Source organism: Variovorax durovernensis (assembly GCF_977011995.1).
Window position 1 is genome coordinate 362,778 of record NZ_CDRNCW010000002.1, and the last position, 20,919, is coordinate 383,696.

Here is a 20,919-nt window from a genome sequence, read left to right on the forward strand (position 1 = left end):
CGCTATGCACAACCAACGCTTCGGCCTTTTGCCGGATGACGGCCTTTGCCGCCTTTACCCGGCCTACACAGTGTCACCGCCGTGTTGTCATCCTTTCAAAACGCTTGCACTTCAAGCACGCTGAAATGATGGGTTCCATCGCGGCCCAACTGCGCCACCAGGCCGTACTCCCAATCGAGATAGGCCTGCATCGCTTGCGCGGGCGCATCGGTGCCTTCGTAGGGCCGGCGGTAGCGGTCGGTGCGCGGTGTCGCAAGGCGCGTCTCGCCGCTCTCGGCTTCGAGGCCCGCGGCAAACCATGCCGCGTTGCCGCCCGCCAGCACCAGCACTTCGACATCGGCCTTGCCCTGTGCATCGAGCAGGGCGCGGACATCGGCCGCCGCGTAGCGCGCGAGCAGGCTGCTGCCGCAGGTCAGCACGTAGCGGCGCGACGCGGGAATGACCGCGTCCAGCGCATGCGCCAGTTGCGCACGGATCGCGTACCACGCGCCCGGGATGTGGCGCCGGACGTAGTTGGCGCTCGTGGTCACGTCGATCACTGCCGTGCCGGACGACGTCTGCCCAAGAAGCGCGGAGAGTTCGCCGGGCGTGATCTCCGCCACCACGGCCCCGACGGGCGGGTAGGCGGGCGCGGGGGCCACCTTCTCGCTGAACGCCGCGGCCTCGGGCACGGCGTGCGGCACATAGACCTCCCATCCCATCTGTGCGAGCCACGAGGCGCTCATCGATGCGCGCACCCCGTCGTCGTCCGCCAGCACGATGCGCGCGCCGCGTACCGGCACCTGGTGATCGGTCTCCTGCACCAGCTGGCCGCCGGGCGCGCTCGCAAAGCCCGGCAGGTGGCCCGCCGCGTATTCCTCGGGCGTGCGCACGTCGAAGCGATACACGGTGCGTCCTGGCGCCTCCAATGCCTGCAGCGCGGCCAGGTCGATGCGCCGCACGCCGGCCGCATCGGCCACGCGACGCGCGTCGGCCTGCGCCCGTGCGCGATGCGCGTCGGACACCGCGGCGGGAGCCTGCCGGCCGGCGCCGTGGTCCAGCACCTGCCCTGCCAGCTTCCAGCCGATCGTGCCGTTGCGCAGGGCCGCCACCGGGTTCGGAATGCCGGCGTTCACCAGCGACTGCGTGCCGATGATGCTGCGCGTGCGGCCCGCGCAATTCACGATCACCTGCGTGGCCGGGTCGGGCGCCAGCTCGCGCACCCGCAGCACCAGTTCCGCGCCGGGCACGCTGGTGGCCGAAGGAATGCTCATCGTCTGGTATTCGTCGAAGCGGCGCGCGTCGAGCACCACCACGTCGGCCTTGGCGTCGATCAGCGCTTTCACCTCGGGCGCCGACAGGGACGGCGTCTGCCGCTCGTGTTCGACCAGTTCGCCGAAGGACTTGCTCGGCACGTTCACGTCGCGGAACAGCTCGCCGCCCGCCTTGCGCCAGCCCTCGAGGCCGCCGTCGAGCAGATGGACGTTGGTGTAGCCCAGCCCGGCGAATGCCTTGGCGGCCAGCGGCGCGAGGTCGGTGCCGCCGTGTTCGCCGTACAGCACGATCAGCGTGTCGCGCCGCGGAATGCGCCGCCACGCTTCGATCTCGATGCGCGAGAGTGGCAGGTTCGCGGCCCACAGCGGGTGTTCCTGCGCGAACGGGTCTTCCTCGCGCACGTCGAGCAGCGCGGTTTCTTCGCGGGACAGCAGGCGCTCGCGCACGGCGGCAAAGGACAGGAGGGGAAAGGAAGCAGTCGTCATGCGGCGGTCGAAGAAGATCTGAGTTCGGCGGAGCGGTCCCACAGGTTGGGCAGCAGCGTGTTGGAGTATCCGGAGACGAAGGGCTTGCGTCCGCCCTCCGGCGGGTAAGTATGACGCCGCACGGCGCCGATGTTCGCGCCGTAGACGTGGATGCTGATCGACACCCGGTCCGCATGCGCGTTGTGCACGCGGTGCAGGTCGCCGACAGTGGGCGACACCGCTTCCACGTCGCCGGCATCGAGCCGCACCGCCTCGCCCTTCGCCTGTGCACGGCCTTGCGCATCGAGCGCATAGCCCTGGCTGTACTCGGCACCGCGCAGCATGCCGATCAGCCCCCACACCGTGTGGTCGTGCACCGGCGTGGCCTGCCCCGGCCCCCACACGAAGCTCACGACCGAGAAGCGCTCGGTGCTGTCCGCATGCAGCAGGAACTGCTGGTAGCGCGTCGGGTCGGGCTGCGCGAAGGCCTCGGGCAGCCAGTCGTCGCGCGCCACCAGCGTGCGCAGCAACGCGCCGCCTTCCGAAAGAATGCGGGGCTCGTCGGGTGCGCCGTCGAGCAGCCGACCGAAGGCGCCGACGAAGTCGCGAAGCGGCGCGATCACGCGGCGCGCTTCCAGAGTTGCGTGTCGGTGATCGCGCGCACATCCACCCGCACGGGCAGGATGCCGTCGCGCGCCGAGCGGTCGGCCACGGCCTGCAACGCGGCGATGTCCGCCTCGCTCACCGGCCGGCCCGCCACCGACGCCCGCGCGGTGATGATGCGGGAAGCCTCGATCGGCAGCCTTGTGAGTTGGCTGTAAGCCTGTGCATAGGCCTCGGGGTTGGCCAGCGCCCAGTCGCCCGCGCGGCCCAGCCGGTCGAGGAACTGCACGATGGCCGCGCGCCGGGCCGGGTCGGCCAGCGAATGCTCGCTCGCGGTGATGAAGCCCAGCGCGGTGTTGATGCCGCGCCCGTCGCGCAGGATGCGCCCGCCCTGCTGCACCGCGATGGTGTAGTACGGATCGAAGATGGCCCAGGCGTCGATCTGCCGCGAGGCGAAGGCGGCGGCCGCATCGGTCGGCAGCACGAATTTCACCGTCACCTCGTCGCGCTTCACGCCGGCCTCCTCGAGCGCGCCGTACAGCTGGTATTGCGAGATGCTGCCGCGCGCCGACGACACGATCACCGTCTTGCCGCGCAGGTCCGCCACGCTGCGCAGCGGCGAATCCTGCTGCACGACGATGCCCAGCGAATCGGCCTTGCCGACACGGGTGGCGACGATCTTCAGCGGCGTCTTGCCGACGGCGGCGGCCAGCACCGGCAGATCGCCGGCCATGGCCGTGTCGACCGCCGCGCCGCGCTGTGCCTCGAACAGCGGCGCGGCGCCCTGGAAGTTGGCCCAGCGATAGGCGAACGGCGCGCCGTCGAGCGCGCGCGAAGCCTCGAACAGCGAGCGCAGGCCACCGGCCTGGTCGCCGAGCACCAGCGTGGCCTGCGGCTGCGCCTGGGCGAATGCACGCAGCGAACCGGTGGCGGCCAGCGACAGCGCGGCGCCCTGCTTGAGCCAGCCGCGGCGGGAGGCCCTGGAGAAAAGCAGCGAGGTCATGCGGCACCTCCCGAAGGCAGCAGCGCGCGCTTGCCCGCCGCAACCAGGATCGCGTCGTTCTGCGGCGTGTGGATGCGGCTGCACAGCACGTCGCGGTAGTGCCGCTCCAGCGGGTTGTGCCGCGTCAGGCCGTGGTTGCCGCTGAGCTGCAGCGCCAGTTCGACCGCACGCACCGCATTGCCCGTGACCGTGTATTTCAGCAGGCCGCTGTCGGCCGCGGGTTGTGCCTGGCCGTCGTCGACGGCGGCGGTGGCGTCGTCGAGCAGCACGCGGTTGGTTCGCAGCAGCGCTTCGATCTCGCCCACGTGCTCCTGCACGCGCGGCAGGCTCGCCAGCGGTGCGCCGAGACTGCCGGGCGCGCGCTCGTTCAGGAAGCCGGCCAGCCAGTCGCGCGCGGCCGTGGCCACGCCGTTGTAGAGGGTGCCGAGCAGCACGGTCATCCAAGCCTGCTGCGTGGCGTGGGCGTCGATGTCGGTCTGGCTGCCGGCGTCGGGCGCCCAGTCGGCAGGTGCACGCAGGTCGACGGCGTGGTCCGCGCCGACGGCGACGTTCTCGAACACCACCTCGTGGCTGCCCGAGGCCCGCAGGCCCAGGTGGTCCCAGCTTGCGATCACGCGCACACCGGGGGCCTGGCGCGGCACCAGGAACACGCCGGTGCGCGGTGCGGGTTCGTCGGTGCGGGCCCACACCGCGAGCCACGAGAGCCCTTCGATGCCAGTCGTATAGAGCTTGTGGCCGTCGATCTTCCAGCCGTCGGCATCGCGTCGCGCCACGGTGGCCGGCAGGCCGCCGCGCGCGGGGGAGCCCAGGGCGGGCTCCACGCGCAGCGCGTTGATCAGCGCGCCGTGCTCCACCGCGTCGCGCGCCACGCGTTCGCGCAGGTGCGGCGGCCAGCGGCTGTCGCCGCGTGTCAGCGCGTGGTGCTGCAGATAGGTCATGGTGAGGATCAGCGCGGTGGCCGGCTCGCCGCGCGATACGGCCGCAATCACGCGCCGCGCCGTGGCCAGCGTGGCGCCGCCGCCACCGTAGGCGGCGGGCGCCACCAGGCCGATCAGCCCGTGCGCCTGCAGCGCGTCGAAGTTCTCGCGCGGGAAGGCGCCGCTGTGGTCGTGATCGGCCGCGGTGGCGGCGAAGCGGGCCGACAGCTGCGCCAGCAGCGCGGGCGCGGCCAGGCCGCCCGGGGGCGCGGATGGATGTTCCTCGGTCGTGGACGAGGGGCGTCGCAAGGGGAGTGCACTCATGGTCATGCACGGTAGCCGGCCGTCCGGCGCCGGAAAACGATGCATCCCGCATATGCAAACTCGTTTTTCTGTGTTTGCATCCGTGCCGCCTCTGGGTACGGTCCGGTGCATGAAACCAGATCTCTCGTTGGAACGGCGCCGCCTGCTGCAGGCAGCCGCCGCATGGGGCGCGGCGGCTTCGGCCGGCTGGGCCCGGGCCGCCGCGCCGTCGGCCGACCTGTCGGGCGTCACGCTGCGCGTGGGCACGTACAAGGGGCTCTGGCGGCCGCTGCTGGCGGCATCCGGCCAGGCCAATACGCCTTACAAGATCGACTGGCGCGAGCTCAACAACGGCGTGCTGCACATCGAGGCCATCAACGGCGACGCGCTCGACCTGGGCTCGGGCAGCGAGATCCCGCCGGTGTTCGCGGCGCGGCAGAAGTCCAGCGTGAGGCTGGTGGCCGTGACGCACGAAGACCTGAACAACCAGGCCACGCTGGCGCGCAAGGACGCGCCGATCCGCACCATCGCCGACTTCAAGGGCAGGCGCGTGGGCTATGTGCGCGCCACCACCTCGCACTACTACCTGGCCAAGCAGCTGGCCGAGGCGGGCCTGTCGTTCAGCGACATCCAGGCCGTGAGCCTCACGCCGTCGGACGGCCTCTCGGCCTTTGCGCGGGGTGATCTGGATGCCTGGGCCATCTACGGCTACAACGGCCAGCTTGCGCGCACGCAGTACGGTGCGCGCACCATCAAGACCGGCGTGGGCTACCTGTCGGGCAACTTCCCCATCTACGCCAACCCGCGCGCGCTGGACGATGCACCGCGCCGTGCCGCGCTGGCCGACCTGCTGCAGCGCCTGCAGCGCGCCTTCGCGTGGAGCAACGGCAACTTCCTGACGTACGCCCGCGCGCAGTCGGCCGAGACGCGCGTGCCGGTGGGCGACATCGTCGAGCTCTTCAACGGCCGCAGCGGCGACTACAGCCTGGGCCCCGTCAGCGACGCCGTGGTGCGCAGCCACCAGGACGTGGCCGACACCTTCCTGAAGATCGGCGTGCTCGACGGCCCGGCCGACGTGAAGCCCCTGTGGGACCGCAGCTTCGAGAACCTGCTGCGCCTGCCCGCCGCCTGATTTCCCCTTCCAACCAAGACAAGGACAACAACATGAGCCAGCCACAGCAAGACGGCGTCGTCGAATTCATCGGCATGATCCAGGGCCAGAAGGTCTCGGAGATCCACCCGGCCAAGGGCCCGGCGCTCGACCGCGACTACGTGCGCGCCTTCGCGCAGGCGCACGAGACCGCCGGCTTCGACCGCGTGCTGGTGCCGCACCACTCGACCAGCCCCGACGCCACGCTCACGGTGGCGCATGCCGCCTCGGTGACCGAGCGCATCCACTTCATGTTCGCGCATCGCCCAGGCTTTGTCGCGCCCACGCTGGCGGCGCGGCAGTTCGCCTCGCTCGACCAGTTCAGCGGCGGGCGGCTCGGCGTGCACTACATCTCCGGCGGCTCCGACGAGGAACAGCGCCGCGACGGCGACTGGCTCGACCACGACCAGCGCTATGCCCGCACCGACGAGTACCTCGAAGTGCTGCACAAGGTGTGGACGGCCGAGAAGCCCTTCGACCACGAAGGCGCGCACTACCGCTTCCAGAACGCGTTCTCCGAAGTCAAGCCGCTGCAGACGCGCAACGGCAAGCCGCACGTGCCGGTGTATTTCGGCGGGGCCTCGGAGGCCGCGATTCCGGTCGCGGGCAAGTACGCCGACGTGTATGCGCTGTGGGGCGAGTCGCTCGACCAGGCGCGCGAGCTGACCACGCGCGTGCGTGCCGAAGCAGCGAAGCACGGGCGCAGCGTGCGTTTCTCGGTGTCGTTCCGGCCGATCCTGGCGCAGACCGAAGAGGCTGCATGGGCCCGCGCGGAGAGCATCCTTGCCGAGACCAGGCGCCTGCGCGTGGTGCAGGGCTACAACCGCGGCGGCCCGCAGCAAAGCGAAGGCGCCAAGCGCCTGCTGGCCGCGGCCGAGAAAGGCTCGCGGCTCGACAAGCGCCTGTGGACGGCCGTGGCGCAGGAGATCGGCGGACGCTCGAACAGCACCGCTCTGGTCGGCACGCCCGAGCAGGTGGCCGATGCGTTGCTGGACTACTACGACCTGGGCGTGACGACCTTCCTGATCCGCGGCTTCGACCCGCTGGAGGATGCGCTGGACTACGGGCGCGAGCTGATTCCGCGCACGCGCGAACTGGTGGCGCAGCGCGCCGCGTCCATCCGCAAAGCCGCCTGATCTGACTTTCTCTCTCCCCCTCTGGGGGAGGAGCAAGAAAACCGAACACGTAGGAAACCCCATGAGCGCCGTTCTCTCCATCGACCGCAACGCCCCCCAGCCGCTGAAGCTCAACCCGAACCCGCGGCAGAAGTACTGGTTCGACCCCGTGCCCCCGCGTCCCACCGTGCAGGCCGAGCGCCGCCATCGGCAGGAGCGCCTGGCCGGGGCCTTCCGCCTGTTCGCGCGCTTCGGCTTCGCGCAGGGGCTGGCCGGACACATCACCGCGCGCGACCCCGAGCTGACCGACCACTTCTGGGTCAACCCGCTGGGCATCCATTTCTCGCGCATCAGGGTGTCCGACCTGCTGCTCGTCAATTCGAAGGGCGAGACCGTCATCGGCGATCGCCCGCTCAACAAGGCCGCCTTCGCCATCCATGCGGCCATCCACGAGCACAACCCGAAGATCATCGCTGCCGCCCACACGCACTCGACCTACGGCAAGGCCTGGTCCACGCTGGGCCGCAAGCTCGACACCCTCACGCAGGACAGCTGCGTGTTCCACGACGACGTGGCGCTGTTCGACGACTTCACCGGCATGGTGGTCGACACCAGCGAGGGCGATCGCATCGCACATGCGCTGGGCGACAGGAAGGGCGCGATCCTCAAGAACCACGGCATCCTGACGGCCGGCCCCACGGTGGAGGCCGCCGCGTGGTGGTACATCGCGCTGGACAACGCCTGCCACACGCAACTGCTGGCAGAGGCCGCCGGCAAGCCGCAGCCCATCGACGAGGCCACCGCGCGCCACACGCACAGCCAGATCGGCGGCCCCGAAGGCGCGATCCATTCTTTCGACAGCCTCTACGAAGGCCTGGTCGAGGCCGAGCCCGAGCTGCTGCTGTGAAGATGAACGCAACCCTTTCCCGCCGCGGCATGCTGCGCGCCGGCGGCGCGGCCGCCGTGGTCGCATCGGGCGGCCTGATCGCCTCGCAGGCCTTCTCGCAGTCGTCGCGCAAGCTCACCTTCGCATGGAACGCTGCCGCTTTCTGCCTGTCTCCCGTGGTAGTGGCGCAGGAGCGCGGCTACTTCGAGCGCAACGGCCTGCAGGTCGATCTCATCAACTACACCGGCTCCACCGACCAGTTGCTGGAGTCGCTGGCCACCGCCAAGGCCGATGCGGCCGTGGGCATGATCCACCGCTGGCTCAAGCCGCTCGAATCGGGCTTCGACGTGAAGATCGTCGGCAGCTCGCACGGCGGCTGCGTGCGGCTGGTGGGCGCGAAGAGCGCGGGCGTCACTACGCTTGCGAGCCTCAAGGGCAAGGTCATCGGCGTGTCCGACATCGCGAGCCCGGGCAAGAACTTCTTCTCGATCCTGCTCACGAAGAACGGCATCGATGCCGACAAGGACGTCACCTGGCGCCAGTACCCGGCCGACCTGCTCGACATCGCGGTGAAGAAGGGCGAGATCCAGGCCATTGCCGACGGCGACCCCAACATCTACCTGATCGAGAAGCGCAACCAGGGCGCCTACGTCGAGGTGGCGAGCAATCTTTCGGGTGAGTACAAGGACAAGGTGTGCTGCATCGTCGGCGCGCGCGGCGAGCTCGTGCGCAAGGACAAGGCGACCGTCGCCTCGCTGGTGCGCGCCATCGCACAGGCCTCCGACTACGTGGCCGAGAACCCGAACGAGTCGGCCAGGCTCTTCGCCAAGTACTCGCCCAACGTGGCGGTGGAAGACCTGCGTGCGCTGCTGGGCACGCTCACGCACCAGCACCATCCGCTGGGCCGCAAGCTGCGCGACGAGGTCGAGTTCTACGCACGCGATTTTCGCGGCGTGGGCGTGCTCAAGAAGAGCACGGACCCGGTGCGCTTTGCCGACCATGTTTCCTTCGATCCGCTCGCATGAGCAACAACAGCACGTTCATGACTGTCCATCGTTCACGCCGCCGGTTTCTCGTCCAGGGCGCATCGGTGGCCGCCGCCGTCGCCGCTTTGCCTGCTCTCGTTTACGCGCAGGGCCGGCCGGTGCTCAAGGCCGGCGACCAGAAGGGCGGCCTGCGCGCGCTGCTCGAAGCTGCAGGCGGCCTGGAGGGGCTGGGCTACGACATCCAGTGGTCGGAGTTCCCGGCCGCCGCGCCGCTGGCCGAGGCGCTCAATGCGGCCGCGGTCGATTCGGGCCCCATCGGCGACGCACCGCTGATCTTCGCGCTGGCGGCCGGCACGCGCGTGAAGGCCATCGGTGCGAATCGCTCCGACTCCTACGGCACGGCCGTGCTGGTGCGCCCCGATTCGCCGCTGAAGACCGCCGCCGACCTCAAGGGCAAGAGCATCGCGACCAACCGCGGCTCCATCGGCCACTACGTCACGCTCAAGGCCATCACTTCAGCCGGCCTGAAGCCCGAGGACGTGAACATCCGCTTCCTCGCACCCGCCGACGCCAAGCTTGCGCTGACGCAGGGCTCGGTCGATGCCTGGGCCACCTGGGAGCCGTACACGGCGCTGGCCGAGGTCAGCAACCATGCGCGGGTGCTCGTCAGCGGGCGCGGGCTGCTGCCCGGCCTGAGCTACCTCGCGGCCACCGATAGCGCCAATGCCGCCAAGCGCCCGGTGCTGCAGGACTTTCTGCAGCGCGTGGTGAAGGCGCAGCTCTGGTCGTACCGCAACGTCGACGCCTATTCGGCCGCGCTGGCGCGGATCATCGGCATTCCGCCCGAGGCCGCGAAGCTGCAGTTCGAACGCCGCCAGCAGAAGTGGGTGGCCATCGACGCGCAGGTCATCGCGGACCAGCAGGGGACGGCGGACTTCTACCGGCGGGTCGGGCTCATCAAGCAGCCGCTTGATGTGAAGGGGACGTTCGATACAGGCTTCGGGGTGGCTGGCTAGCTTCCTGCCCCGCGTCGAGCGAGCACCATGCGGCCGAAGTCTTGTCCGCCTCGAGCGAACACCATGCTGCCGCGGGTTCGGCCGCCTCCAGAGAGCACCATGCGGCTGCATTCTTGGCCGGCGGCTCGCCGAATTCCTCGACGGACAGGCGCTGCATCTCCAGATAGGCCGCCTGCAGGGCCTTGGCGTCTTCCTCTCCGCGCAGGCCGAGGTACGGGAAGTGGTGCAGGAAGTAGCCGAAGGTGGCCTCGCAATCGGCCGCGTACTTTCTCGTGTCCAGAATGTGCATGTGCCAGAAGCGGTCCACGTCCTGCTCCGGAGCGAGCGTCAGGTCGGGGTGCCTGGCGTGCAGCATCAGGTAGTGCTTGTAGGCCACCTCCATCCGATCCGCGTAGCCTGCCGACCAGCCGTAGCCGTCCTCCTTGCGGCAGGCCTTGAACTTGATCAGCGTGAGGTCGAGCGCCTCGATCGCGGCGATCGTCTGCTCCAGAGTCCTGGCTTGGGTGGAATGAGTCATGAATGCTCCTGTTGAGTGACTGGAAGGTCCGGGCGAACGTGCCCGGGGACGATTGCTTCGAAGGTCCGGCCGTCAGGCCGCCACCGATGGAGCAAACTGGTTGCGCAGGTGATGCGCCATGAAATCGCGCACCTCGTCGCAGGGCACGGGCTTGCACAGCCAATAGCCCTGGGCCTCGTCGCATCCGTGGCTGCGCAGGTAGTCGAGCTGGGCCATGGTCTCGATGCCCTCGGCCACCACTTTCATCCGCAAGCCGTGGGCCAGGGTGATGATGCCGTCGATGAGCGCTCGTGCGTCGGCGTCGCGCGTCAGGTCGTTGATGAAGGAGCGATCGATCTTCACCGTCGACAGCGGGAAGTGCTTCAGGTAAGAGAGCGAGGAGTAGCCTGTACCGAAATCGTCGATGGCCAGGCCGATGCCCATTTCCCGAATGGTGCGCAGCAGCTTCGTCGCATGCTCGGGGTTCGCCATCACCGCGCCTTCGGTGATCTCCAGCTCCAGCAGTGCAGGCTCCAGGCCCGAGGCCGTCAGGGCGGCCCGTATGTCGGCGATGAGCGTGCGGCTTTCGAATTGGCGCGGCGACAGGTTGACGCTCACCAGTACCTCGGGCAAACCGGATTTCTGCCACGAACGCGAATCGGCGCAGGCCCGCTCCAGCGCCCACTTTCCCATGGACACGATCAGGCCGGTCTCTTCGGCGATCGGAATGAACTGTGTCGGCGAAATCGTGCCCAGAAGCGGATGGTGCCAGCGCATCAGCGCCTCGACACCGGAGATGTGCTGGGTCTGCAGGTTCATCTTCGGCTGGTAATACATCTCCAGCTCGCCACGCTCCTGGGCATGGCGCAGCGCGCTCTCGAGCATCAGCTGTTCGGTGCTCCGTGCATTCATCTTTGCCGCGTAGAACCGGTAGGTGTTGCGGCCCTTTTCCTTGGCGCGGTACATCGCGGTGTCGGCGTTCTTCAAGAGCGCTTCGGCATCGTTGCCGTTCTCCGGATAGAGGCTCACGCCAACGCTGGCACTGACGTGCAGTTCGCGTCCCTCGATGACGAACGGCTCTGCGCAGCAGGCCAGCACCTTTTCGGCGAGCACCACGGCATCCTTCGGGCCGGACAGGTTCTCCAGCAGCAGCACGAACTCATCGCCGCCAAAACGCGCCACGACATCGGTATCGCGCAGCAGCGCTGTCAGGCGCTCGCCGCAGATCCTGATCATCTGGTCGCCCACACCGTGGCCCAGCGTGTCGTTGATGTGCTTGAAGCGATCCAGGTCGACGAACATCACCGCGAACGGCTTCTGCTGGCGGTTGCTGCGCCTGATGGCGTGGGCAAGCTCGTGCTGCAGCGCGGCCCGATTGAGCAGGCCGGTCAATTCGTCGTGGCTGGCGATGAAGCGAAGACTTCGCTCGGCCAGCTTGCGTTGCTTGTACTGGGCGATCTGCAAGGTGATCACGCGCAGGGATTCCAGTGTCTCGGCGTCGGCAACTTGCGGATTGGAGCCGAAGAGTTCCAGCGCCGTGGTCGTATCGGCGGTGGTGATCGGCACGATGAGGCCGACGGCCAGTCCGGCCTGGCGGGCCATTGCATCGCGCGCGAAATGGCCCGGAGCCGCCAGCGTGTCGATGCGCACGACGCCGCCGATTCCCCAGGCGCGGCCCAGCGAACCTTCGCTCGGCCGGTAGGTGATCGACCGGCTGGCGTCGACGAACTGCTGCAGCGCCAGGTCGTGGCCTGCATGCCAGGCCGCGGCGCAGCGAGCCTGGCCGTCGTCGCCGACGCTCCACAACGCGCCGCAGTCCCAGCGCAGGTCGATGCATACCGCCTCCAGCGCCAGCGCGATCACCGTCTCGGTCCTGCCGTCGCCGGCGAGCAGCCGAGCGATCCTGTATTCGAGCTTCTGGCGCAACGCATCCTTGCGCAGCCGCGTGGCGTCGCGCACGGTGCCGCGCACCAAGCGCCTGCCTTCATCCTCGGCCGACTGGGCGATGACATGAAGCCAGCGTTCGGTGCCGTCGGGCAGGCACAGGCGGTGCTCGAATTCGCTGCGTTCCGTGGACTGCGAGGCCCATGCGATCCGCCGTTCCACCTCGGGACGTTCCGTGGCTGGAACACGCAAGAGCAGCGTGGGCAGGTCCGGCTGCGAGACTCCGGTCTCGAAGCCCAGGATGCGCCGGGCTTCTTCGGAGCACTGCAGGGCTCCGGTCTCGAGGTCGAGGATCCAGCTGCCCAGGCTTGCCAGGTGCTGGGCTTCCTCCAACTGCCGCTCGCTCCTGCGAAGGTGGTGGGTCATCTCGTTCGCCAGGAGCTGGGCCCGGCTGCGCGAGGAAGTCAATGAGAAGACGATGCCGGCAAGCAGCATGCTGGTGGCCAGGCCGCCGAGGACGATGAGCCACGGGATGGCCTTGTCGAGCGGGCCGAAGACCTGGGCCTCGTCCTGGGCGATCTCCACCAGCCAGGAGCGGCCGCCCAATTCGAAGCCGAGCATGCGATCGAGGCTGCTCGCCGGTGCGGCAGCGGGCTTCGCAGAGGCCGCGCTGTCGAAAAGCAGCTGCCGCTCGCCGAACGAGGTCGGCGCCACGAACCTGGTCTCGACGCGTGTCCCGATCGCCCCCCGGCCCGGCCCGGCATCGATCAGGCGCAGCCGGGGCGCCCCGGCGGCATCGGTGCCTGCCACATCGCCCAGCATTCCCGCGACGCTGAAGCCCGCGCCGACCGAACCGACATAGGCGCTGCGCCGCTGTTCGACCGTATCGAGCGGTTGTCCCGGCCGATAGACCGGCAGCCGCATCGCCAGTCCGACGTCGGACTCGCGGCCCGGGATGCGCACCTTGCGGCCCGACATGACGAGCCCGCCGGTGTCGCGCCCCTGCTCGAGCGCGTCTCCCCTGTCGGGCATCGCACCCAGGTCGTTGCCGAGCAGCTTCTCGTTGCCGGCCTGAGGCTCGATGTAGATCAGCGGGTAGTAGGTGCTCCGCTCTCCGGGTGGCTTGATGGCGAAGCCGGAGGCAACGCCGGCGCCCAGGCTCGCATCGCCGCGGACCTGTTCCTCGAAGGACTGCCTTGCGTCGGCCGCAATCAGGGGCGCGTAGTTGACAGCCTGGAAGCCGGGGTAGGCGCTCGCCAGGTTCAACCCCGCGACGTAGTCCCTGAAGTCGCTCCGGGTCACGGTCTCGGAGGTATTGAACCGTGCGCGCAGGCCGATCAGGACGGCAATGTAGTCATCGAAGCGGGCTTCGACCTTGCGTGCCAGATCGAGGGCGGCGGCGTCGAAGTGCGCCTGGGCGCTGCGCCCGATCTCCTGGCGGGCGGAGACGCCGAGGGCGATCGAGATCGCCGTGCCGACCACGAAGATCAATACCGGCAAACGGATCCTGACCCACACGGACAATGACATCGGACTTGATCCTGTCGTTGACACAGGCCGATTAGCTCTGTGTGCAGCAGCGCGGCACGGCAGAGAACGCAGCAGGTTGCATCGTTGGCGCAATGTATATGGCTGGCGGGAGAGCGTCACGCTATTTGTCTCGGCGGGAGTCGGGGCATGCCGAGGCCGGCGACTTGCCCCAGATTCGAATGCTTAAGAATTAATTTTGCAAGGCAAAGACCTGCATTCGATGGGGGAGACATGCGTTCCTTCCAGGGTCCTTCCGCAAAGGACCGGGAGCCATGTTGCGCGCCGCCATACCGGGCGGTGTTGCGCTGGATCAAGCGATGGACAGGTGCCGCCCCGGGGAGGAGCGAAAACGTAGCCAAGTCCAAGACTCGCATAGATGCGTCCCCCGGGGGCGCGGTGCCGCTGGCTAGAGTCGTTGCATGACTTCCGCCACCGACACCCTCTACGCCATCGCCCCCGCGCCCGTTCACTCGCTGCCCATCCAGGGCGAGCGCGCGCGCTTCCCGGTCAACCGCATCTTCTGCGTGGGCCGCAACTACTCCGAACATGCCCGCGAGATGGGCCACAACCCCGACCGCGAGCCGCCGTTCTTCTTCATGAAGCCGGCCAGCGCCATCGTCGCGGACGGCGGCGAGTTCGCCTACCCCACGCTGTCGAAGGACGTGCACCACGAGATCGAACTGGTGGTTGCGCTCAAGACCGGTGGGTCGGAAATCGCCGCTTCGGACGCGCTTGCCCATGTGTACGGCTACGCCGTCGGCCTCGACATGACCCGCCGCGACCTGCAGTCCGAGGCCAAGAAAATGGGCCGCCCCTGGGACACCGGCAAGGCCTTCGACGGCTCCGCGCCCTGCGGTGAGCTGGTGCCCGTGGCCAAGGCCGGCCATCCTGCGGCGGGCGAGATCCGCCTGGAAGTGAACGGCGCGCAGCGCCAGGTCGGCGACCTGGGCGACATGATCTGGAACGTGCCCGACACCATCGCCTACCTGTCGACCCTGTTCACCCTGCAGCCGGGCGACCTGATCTTCACCGGCACGCCCGCCGGCGTGGCGGCCGTGCAGCGCGGCGACCGCATGCGCGGCACCGTGGCGGGCGTCGGCGCACTGGAGGTCGTGGTCGTCTGAGCTTGAAGACAGCCCGCGCGTCGGGCTGGAAGTTGGCGTACCCTCGCGGCCAGAAGCCTGCCGCCACGCCAGCCCCGATGCGCCCCTCTCATCCCACGTCAGTCCGCACCTACGGCATGCACGAGCGTGCCGACCACCTCGACTTCGACATCCGCTTCCAGGGCGCGCGCAACGAGCTCACGCTGCCGCACCGGCATGCGTACTTCCAGATCCAGATCGGTATCGAAGGGCATTCGCAGCAGGCCATCGGCGGCGAGGTGCGCCCCTTCGGACCGCGCCACCTGAGCTTCGTGCTGCCGTACCGCGTGCACGTGATTCCGCATCCACCCGAGGCGCTGTACTGCATCGTCAACTTCGACCAGCGCTTCCTGTGGCCCGAGCTGGACGTGGATGCGCTCGACCTCGACGACGTGCCCCTCGCACGCTACCCCGACCTCGCGCCTTTCCTGTTCCAGGAGTACGTCGATTTCGCCTTCGACGAGGCCGACTTCGCACGCGTGCGCGGCTGGCTCGACGAACTGCACACGTTGAACGCGGGCCGCAGCTTCGGCGCCAAGATCGCCATGCGCGGCATCGTGCAGCAGATCATCGCGCTGGCCTGCATGCGGCAGGAGCAGGCGCTGATGCGGCTCTCGCTGCAACACGACGGCAAGACCTCGCAGCACGACGCGTTGCAGCGCGTGGTGCGCTACGTGCGCGACAACCTCGACAAGCCCCTCTCGCTCACCGATGCAGCCGCAGCCGCGTTCCTGTCGCCCAACTACCTGGCCAACCTGCTGCGCAAGGAGACCGACCGCACCTTCACCGACCTGGTGACCGAGCGGCGCATCGAGCGCGCGAAGGAACTGCTGTCGTCCACCTCGCTGCTGGTGCGGGAGATCGCGCACCAGTGCGGGTTTGCGGACGAGGCGTACTTCAACCGGCGCTTCCGGCAGTGGGTGGGGAGCACGCCGCGCAACTTTCGGCGGGAGCATGTGGTGAGCAAGCGAGGGTGATTCGCACCGAGGACGTGCCTATGTGCAACTGCTCGCAGTTGCTTCACGTCCTGTGTGGCATCGCTTCAAGAACTCGATCTCATCGGCTTTGCTCAACTTGCCTTGTGCTCGATGGACGGGCGGCGTCATCACAGCGCCCGTTTGCACGGGCTTCTCTTCAGGCTCCCCCATTCCACTGTCGCTTTCACATTCCTTCGGAAACCTGGCGTCTTCGCCCTTGGCAAGCGGGTCGGCTGCCTCAAGCGGTAGGTGGTAGAGGCTGATGGACAAAAGGGCTCTCAGTCTGTCGACATCGCCGCCTGCGCCAATTGCGACAACCGCTTCACCAGCGGTTCGAAGAGTTCAGCTGGCGTGTTGCCGTAGCCCAGCACCAGCCCGTTGTCCAAGGGCATGGGCTGCAGCGCAAAGCCCGACAGCGGCGTGGGCGCAATGCGATGGCGCAGCGCCTCGGTTGCGATGCGGCGGTCGTCATAGAGCGCGGGCAACCGTATCGTGAGGTGCAGGCCGCAGTATCCGCCTTCGATTTCATGCGGCACCTTCAAATGCTTGTTCAGCGCGAGGCGCAGCGCCTGCTGCCGGTCGCGGTATAGCCGGCGCATGCGGCCCAGGTGCCGGCTGAATTGGCCGCTCTCGATGAAGTCGGCCATGGCCAGCTGCTCGTGGCGATGTCCGCCGCGCAGCATTTCTTCCAACGGCGCCTGCACGGCGGACATCAGCTGGGCAGGCAGCACAAGAAAGCCCAGCCGCAGCGAGGGAAACATCGTCTTGCTGAAGGTGCCGACGTAGAGCACGGGCGCGTCGTCCACCAGCCCCTGCATCGCACCGATGGGCTCGCCCGTGTGGCGGAACTCGCTGTCGTAGTCGTCCTCGACGATCCACGCGCCGTGCAGGCGGGCCTGCGCGATCAGGTCGAGGCGGCGCGCGATGCTCAGCACGGAACCCACCGGGTATTGGTGCGAGGGCGTGGCGTAGATCAGCCGGGGCGGGTGCTTCTGCCAGTCGCGTTCGCTCACGCACAGGCCTTCGGCATCGACCCGCACGGGCACGATGCGCATGTCGCCCGCATGCATGGCAGCCTTCACGCCGCGGTAGCCCGGGTCTTCGACCCAGCCGATGTCGCCGGGGTTGGAGAGCAGCCGCACGCACAGCGAGATGGCTTCCTGCGCGCCTTCGGCAATGACGAGCTGATGCGGTTCGCAGCGCACGCCGCGTGCCACCGACAGATGCCGCGCGATGGCTGCGCGCAGCGGCGGCTCGCCCAGCGGGTCGCCGTAGCCCAGCGCGGCAGAGCCGGCGTCGCGAATCGCCCGGTCGAGCGCGCGCCGCCATGCGGCCGACGGAAAGTGCGATAGCGCGGGCACGCCGGGGCGCAGTGCCATCTCTGTCTCGGCGCGTGACACGCCGGGCTTGATGTTCGCGAGGCGCAGCGCGGTGGTGAGCGCGGCGGCTGGTTTGCCTGCGCGCTTCGGCAGACGGGCGGGCGACGAGAGCTCGGTCACGCGCGTGCCCTGCCGGTCGGACCACACATAGCCCTCGGCCGCCAGATGCTCGTAGGTTGCGGTGACGGTGTTGCGCGAGATGGCGAGCGCCTCGGCGAGTGCGCGCGAACCGGGCAGGCGGCTGCCCGGCGCAAGGCTGCCGTCGAGGATGGCGCGCTTGAGCCGGTCGTGCAGCTGGCGCTGCATCGAGCCGGCGTCGCGCTCCTTCACGAGAGGAGATTCGAGCAGGGCGGTGGGGGAAGGGAGTCGGCGTGGCACCATGGAATAAGGAATTCATGGCACTTTCATTGGAGCCACGATGCGGGTACTTTACGTCCTCCGACCTTGCCGTTCCAGCTTTTCAGAAAGACACCCGCATGCCAGTCCGCCACAACGAATTCGGCCAGTCCATCGGCCCGGACCTGCCCGGATGGACCCCTCGTTCCCTGCCGCCGCGCCGCTCCCTCGAGGGCCGTTTCTGCACCCTCGAGCCGCTCGATGCAGCAAAGCACACCGACGACCTGTACGCCGCCTACGCGCAAGCCCCGGACGGCCGCGACTGGACCTACCTGGGCATCGAGCGGCCCGCTGACATCGACAGCACCCGGGCCTACGCCGAGCGCATTGCGAAGAGCACCGACCCGATGCACTTCGCCGTCATCGACAGGCAAAGCGGCCGCGCCATTGGCTCGTTGGCGTTGATGCGCATCGATCCCGCCAATGGAGTCATCGAAGTCGGCACCGTCAATTTCTCGCCGCTGCTCAAGCACACGCCGATGTCCACCGAGGCGCAATACCTGCTGATGAAGCTCGTCTTCGACGAACTCGGCTACCGCCGCCACGAATGGAAGTGCGACAACTTCAACGAGCCTTCGAAGCGCGCGGCCTTGCGGCTGGGTTTCCAGTACGAAGGGCTCTTTCGCCAGGCCGTGATCTACAAGGGCCGCGGCCGCGACACGGCGTGGTTCTCGATCATCGACAGCGAATGGCCGGCGTTGCGCACCGCCTTCGAGCGCTGGCTCGCGCCCGAGAACTTCGACGCGCAGGGCAAGCAGCGCATGTCGCTCGACAAGTTCCGCCTGCCTTCCTGAGCCTGCATCGTCACTGCGTACCGGGCGCAGGCAGCGCTTTGCACAGGAAGTCGAGAAAGGCACGCACCACCTCGGGCAGCGTGCGCCCGGCCAAGGTCTGCAGCTCGACCGAGCGCGCCCGCATGCCGCGCTCGCGAATCTCCGCGGCATGCAACTCGCCGCGCCGCACGCGTTCGCGCACCGTGATCTCGCCGGCAATCGCAAGGCCGCCGCCGTGCAGCACGAAGCTGGCGAGCGCCTCGAAACGGTTGCTCACCAGCGCGGGCTCGAACACCACTGCGCGGTTGCTGCAGGCCACGTCGAACAGCTGGCGCACGGTGGTGTCCGGTCCCGACAGCCCGATGGGAAACGGCAGCATCTGCGCCAGCGTCACGCTGCGCTGCTTCGCCAGCGGATGGTCGGGCCGCATCAACGCGAACACCGAGGCCGCCTGGCGATGCGACACCCGAACGCCCCGTACCGCGGCGCGGCTGTAGGTGAGGCCGATGTCGGCATCGCCGAGCAGCACGGCTTCGGTCACGTCGGCGGGGTCGCAGGCCTCCAGCTCGAACTGGATGCCGGGGTGCAGCGCGCGGAACGCGACGATGGCCTGCGGCAGGAACTCGTTCGCGAAGCCCGACGAGCAGGCGATGCGTACATGCCCGCGCTGCAGGCCTTGCAGTCCCTGGATGTCGGACACAACGCGCTCGGCTTCCAGCGCACCGCGTCGCGCGTGCGCCGCCAGCAGCTCCCCGGCTGGGCTGGGTGCCATGCCGCGCGGGCGGCGCTCGAACAGCGGCACGCCCAGCAACTCCTCGAGCATGGCTACCTGCCGGCTGATGGCCGATGCACTGACGTTGAGGCGCGTGGCCGCTTCGGTCAGCGAGCCGCCGCGGACCACCTCGAGAAAGTAGCGAAGCGAGGTTTCCTGCAGGCGATGAGAGGACATGGCGGCGGACGCGGGTTGGCTGCGTTGCAAAAAAGGCAAAGATATCCCGAAAAATCGGTAATTGTTCAAAAGCACGCGTTTGCCTAGACTGCCTCGCAACTGTCACAAAGCGGAAGCCACCCATGCCTTTACAGCGCAGAACCTCGCGCAGCCCGCTCGCGCTGCTCCCACTGGCCTTGCTCGCAGGCGCCTGCATGACCTGCATGGCCGCAGCCGGAGAACTTTCCCCGGCCGACGCCGAACGCCATGCGCAGGCCACCTATCGCGAGTACTTCGAGCTTCTGTCCTTGCCCAACGATGCGATCTCGCCGGAGGACATCCGCAAGAACGTCGAATGGCTGGAGCAGGCCTTCCGCAAGCGCGGCTTCACCACGCGGCAGTTGCCCAACGACGGCAAGCCGATGCTCTATGCCGAATACCCGGGCAGCGACCCCGCGCGCAAGACGGTGCTGTTCTACATGCACCTCGATGGCCAGCCCGTCATTCCCGCGCAATGGGCGCAAAAGAGCCCGTGGACGCCCGTGCTCAAGCGCAGGGCAGCCAACGGCGGATGGGAAGAGATCGATTCGGCGCCGCTCTTCAGCGGACCGCTCGACCCCGAGTGGCGCGTGTTCGGCCGCGCGTCGGCCGACGACAAGGGGCCGATCATGATGATGCTCGCGGCCATCGACGCCCTGAAGGCCGGCGGCGGGCAGCCGGCGGTCAACGTCAAGGTGATCCTCGACAGCGAGGAGGAAAAAGGCTCGCCGTCGATCAGCAAGGTGATGCAGGCGCACCGCGACCTGCTGCGCTGCGACGCGATCGTGATCCACGATGGCCCCATGCACGCCACCAACCGGCCCACGCTGGTGTTCGGCAATCGCGGCGCGGCCAGAGCCCAGCTCACGGTGTACGGTGCCAAGGTGCCGCTGCACAGCGGGCACTATGGCAACTACGCGCCCAATCCGGCGCAGCGGCTGGCCAGCCTGCTGGCCTCGATGAAGAACGATCAGGGCCGCGTTACGGTGGCCGGCTACTACGACCACGTGAAGATCGGCGAGGCCGACCGCAAGATCATGGCCGCCGTGCCCGACGACGAGGCCGCACTCAAGCGTCGCCTGGGTATTGCCCAGACCGACAAGGTCGGCGCCAACTACCAGGAGGCGATGCAGTACCCATCGCTGAACGTGCGCGGCATGGCGGCGGCAGCGGTGGGCGACAAGGTGGCCAACATCGTGCCCGACAAGGCCGTGGCCGAAATGGACCTTCGCACCACGCCCGACTCCGATCCGACCTACCTCGGCCAGCTCATCCAGAAACACATCGAGCGCCAGGGCTACCACCTGGTCAAGGGCGAACCGACCGACGAGGAGCGCAGCCGCTACGACAAGCTCGCGAGCTTCTCCTACCAGAGCGAGGGTGGCGAAGCAGCGGGCTCGCAGATCGAATCGCCCGTGGGGCAATGGGCCTACAGGGCGCTGAGCGACACCTTCGGCGCCAAGCCCGAGCCGGTGCGCATCCGGATGATGGGCGGCACGGTTCCCACCGCCGAGATCGTGCGCGTGCTGCCGGTGCCCTTCGCGATCATTCCGCTGGTGAACGCCGACAACAACCAGCATGCAGCCAACGAGAACCTGCGCATGGGCAACTACGTGAGTGGCGTGCGCACCGTGTACGGGCTGATGACGCAGGCGTTCTGAGGTCTTTCAGCCGAGCT

The 20,919-nt window shown here is 68.3% G+C and carries 17 protein-coding genes; 9 read left to right on the top strand and 8 right to left on the bottom strand.

Annotated elements, in window-relative coordinates; genetic code table 11:
- Window positions 1–95: 95 nt before the first annotated feature.
- From ACWV14_RS33680 to ACWV14_RS33695, 4 genes are read right to left on the bottom strand one after another with little or no spacing between them, the layout of a single operon-like run.
- Window positions 96–1,739, bottom strand: a complete 1,644-nt coding sequence (locus ACWV14_RS33680) for a rhodanese-related sulfurtransferase (RefSeq protein ID WP_454908154.1) — start codon at window positions 1,737–1,739, stop codon at window positions 96–98.
- A complete protein-coding gene (locus tag ACWV14_RS33685; RefSeq protein WP_454908155.1) occupies window positions 1,736–2,341 on the bottom strand; it encodes a cysteine dioxygenase in 606 nt (201 codons plus the stop codon). The genes ACWV14_RS33680 and ACWV14_RS33685 overlap by 4 nt, the downstream gene beginning before the upstream one ends.
- Window positions 2,338–3,324 carry an ABC transporter substrate-binding protein gene (locus ACWV14_RS33690; protein ID WP_454908156.1) on the bottom strand — a complete coding sequence of 329 codons (987 nt, stop codon included), beginning with the start codon at window positions 3,322–3,324 and terminating at the stop codon, window positions 2,338–2,340. The genes ACWV14_RS33685 and ACWV14_RS33690 overlap by 4 nt, the downstream gene beginning before the upstream one ends.
- A complete protein-coding gene (locus tag ACWV14_RS33695) occupies window positions 3,321–4,565 on the bottom strand; it encodes an acyl-CoA dehydrogenase family protein (protein WP_454908157.1) in 1,245 nt (414 codons plus the stop codon). The genes ACWV14_RS33690 and ACWV14_RS33695 overlap by 4 nt, the downstream gene beginning before the upstream one ends.
- 109 nt (window positions 4,566–4,674) lie before the next feature.
- On the opposite strand from ACWV14_RS33695, the gene ACWV14_RS33700 reads away from it, so the two are divergent.
- The 5 genes from ACWV14_RS33700 to ACWV14_RS33720 all read left to right on the top strand — a co-directional run bounded on the left by ACWV14_RS33700 (window position 4,675) and on the right by ACWV14_RS33720 (window position 9,697).
- Window positions 4,675–5,676, top strand: a complete 1,002-nt coding sequence (locus ACWV14_RS33700) for an ABC transporter substrate-binding protein (RefSeq protein ID WP_454908158.1) — start codon at window positions 4,675–4,677, stop codon at window positions 5,674–5,676.
- Between the two features lie 32 nt (window positions 5,677–5,708).
- A complete protein-coding gene (locus ACWV14_RS33705; protein ID WP_454908159.1) occupies window positions 5,709–6,830 on the top strand; it encodes an LLM class flavin-dependent oxidoreductase in 1,122 nt (373 codons plus the stop codon).
- 61 nt (window positions 6,831–6,891) lie between these two features.
- On the top strand, window positions 6,892–7,716 hold the full coding sequence (locus ACWV14_RS33710; RefSeq protein WP_454908160.1) for a class II aldolase/adducin family protein: 825 nt from the start codon (window positions 6,892–6,894) through the stop codon (window positions 7,714–7,716).
- A 2-nt stretch (window positions 7,717–7,718) separates the two neighbouring features.
- Entirely contained in the window at window positions 7,719–8,720 is a 1,002-nt protein-coding gene (locus ACWV14_RS33715; RefSeq protein ID WP_454908161.1) for an ABC transporter substrate-binding protein, read from the top strand.
- Window positions 8,717–9,697, top strand: coding sequence for an ABC transporter substrate-binding protein (locus ACWV14_RS33720; RefSeq protein WP_454908162.1), 981 nt, complete (start codon window positions 8,717–8,719; stop codon window positions 9,695–9,697). Before ACWV14_RS33715 ends, ACWV14_RS33720 begins: the two co-directional genes overlap by 4 nt.
- On the opposite strand, the gene ACWV14_RS33725 is transcribed toward ACWV14_RS33720, so the two are convergent.
- Together ACWV14_RS33725 and ACWV14_RS33730 are read right to left on the bottom strand one after the other, a co-directional pair.
- Entirely contained in the window at window positions 9,639–10,214 is a 576-nt protein-coding gene (locus ACWV14_RS33725) for a glycine-rich domain-containing protein (RefSeq protein WP_454908163.1), read from the bottom strand. The two genes, ACWV14_RS33720 and ACWV14_RS33725, sit on opposite strands and share 59 nt — an antisense overlap.
- A 72-nt stretch (window positions 10,215–10,286) precedes the next feature.
- Window positions 10,287–13,607 carry a bifunctional diguanylate cyclase/phosphodiesterase gene (locus ACWV14_RS33730; RefSeq protein ID WP_454908164.1) on the bottom strand — a complete coding sequence of 1,107 codons (3,321 nt, stop codon included), beginning with the start codon at window positions 13,605–13,607 and terminating at the stop codon, window positions 10,287–10,289.
- A gap of 419 nt (window positions 13,608–14,026) precedes the next feature.
- Between ACWV14_RS33730 and ACWV14_RS33735 the strand changes: the two genes are divergently transcribed.
- Window positions 14,027–14,731, top strand: coding sequence for a fumarylacetoacetate hydrolase family protein (locus ACWV14_RS33735; RefSeq protein ID WP_454908165.1), 705 nt, complete (start codon window positions 14,027–14,029; stop codon window positions 14,729–14,731).
- A 77-nt stretch (window positions 14,732–14,808) separates the two neighbouring features.
- Window positions 14,809–15,726: an AraC family transcriptional regulator gene (locus ACWV14_RS33740; RefSeq protein ID WP_454908166.1), complete on the top strand. Its 918-nt coding sequence runs from the start codon at window positions 14,809–14,811 to the stop codon at window positions 15,724–15,726.
- 278 nt (window positions 15,727–16,004) lie between these two features.
- Here the strand turns inward: ACWV14_RS33740 and pdxR are convergent, their stop codons facing one another.
- The gene (pdxR, locus tag ACWV14_RS33745; protein ID WP_454908167.1) at window positions 16,005–17,486 is read right to left on the bottom strand and encodes a MocR-like pyridoxine biosynthesis transcription factor PdxR; all 1,482 of its coding nucleotides are present in this window, start codon (window positions 17,484–17,486) and stop codon (window positions 16,005–16,007) included.
- Window positions 17,487–17,581: 95 nt separating this feature from the next.
- Here pdxR and ACWV14_RS33750 point away from each other — a divergent pair, with 95 nt between their 5' ends.
- On the top strand, window positions 17,582–18,295 hold the full coding sequence (locus ACWV14_RS33750) for a GNAT family N-acetyltransferase (RefSeq protein ID WP_454908168.1): 714 nt from the start codon (window positions 17,582–17,584) through the stop codon (window positions 18,293–18,295).
- A gap of 10 nt (window positions 18,296–18,305) precedes the next feature.
- Here the strand turns inward: ACWV14_RS33750 and ACWV14_RS33755 are convergent, their stop codons facing one another.
- Window positions 18,306–19,223, bottom strand: a complete 918-nt coding sequence (locus tag ACWV14_RS33755) for a LysR substrate-binding domain-containing protein (protein WP_454908169.1) — start codon at window positions 19,221–19,223, stop codon at window positions 18,306–18,308.
- 122 nt (window positions 19,224–19,345) lie between these two features.
- Here ACWV14_RS33755 and ACWV14_RS33760 point away from each other — a divergent pair, with 122 nt between their 5' ends.
- Window positions 19,346–20,902 (top strand): M20/M25/M40 family metallo-hydrolase, encoded by a 1,557-nt coding sequence (locus ACWV14_RS33760; protein ID WP_454908170.1) that lies wholly within the window; start codon window positions 19,346–19,348, stop codon window positions 20,900–20,902.
- The last annotated feature ends 17 nt before the right edge of the window (window positions 20,903–20,919 follow it).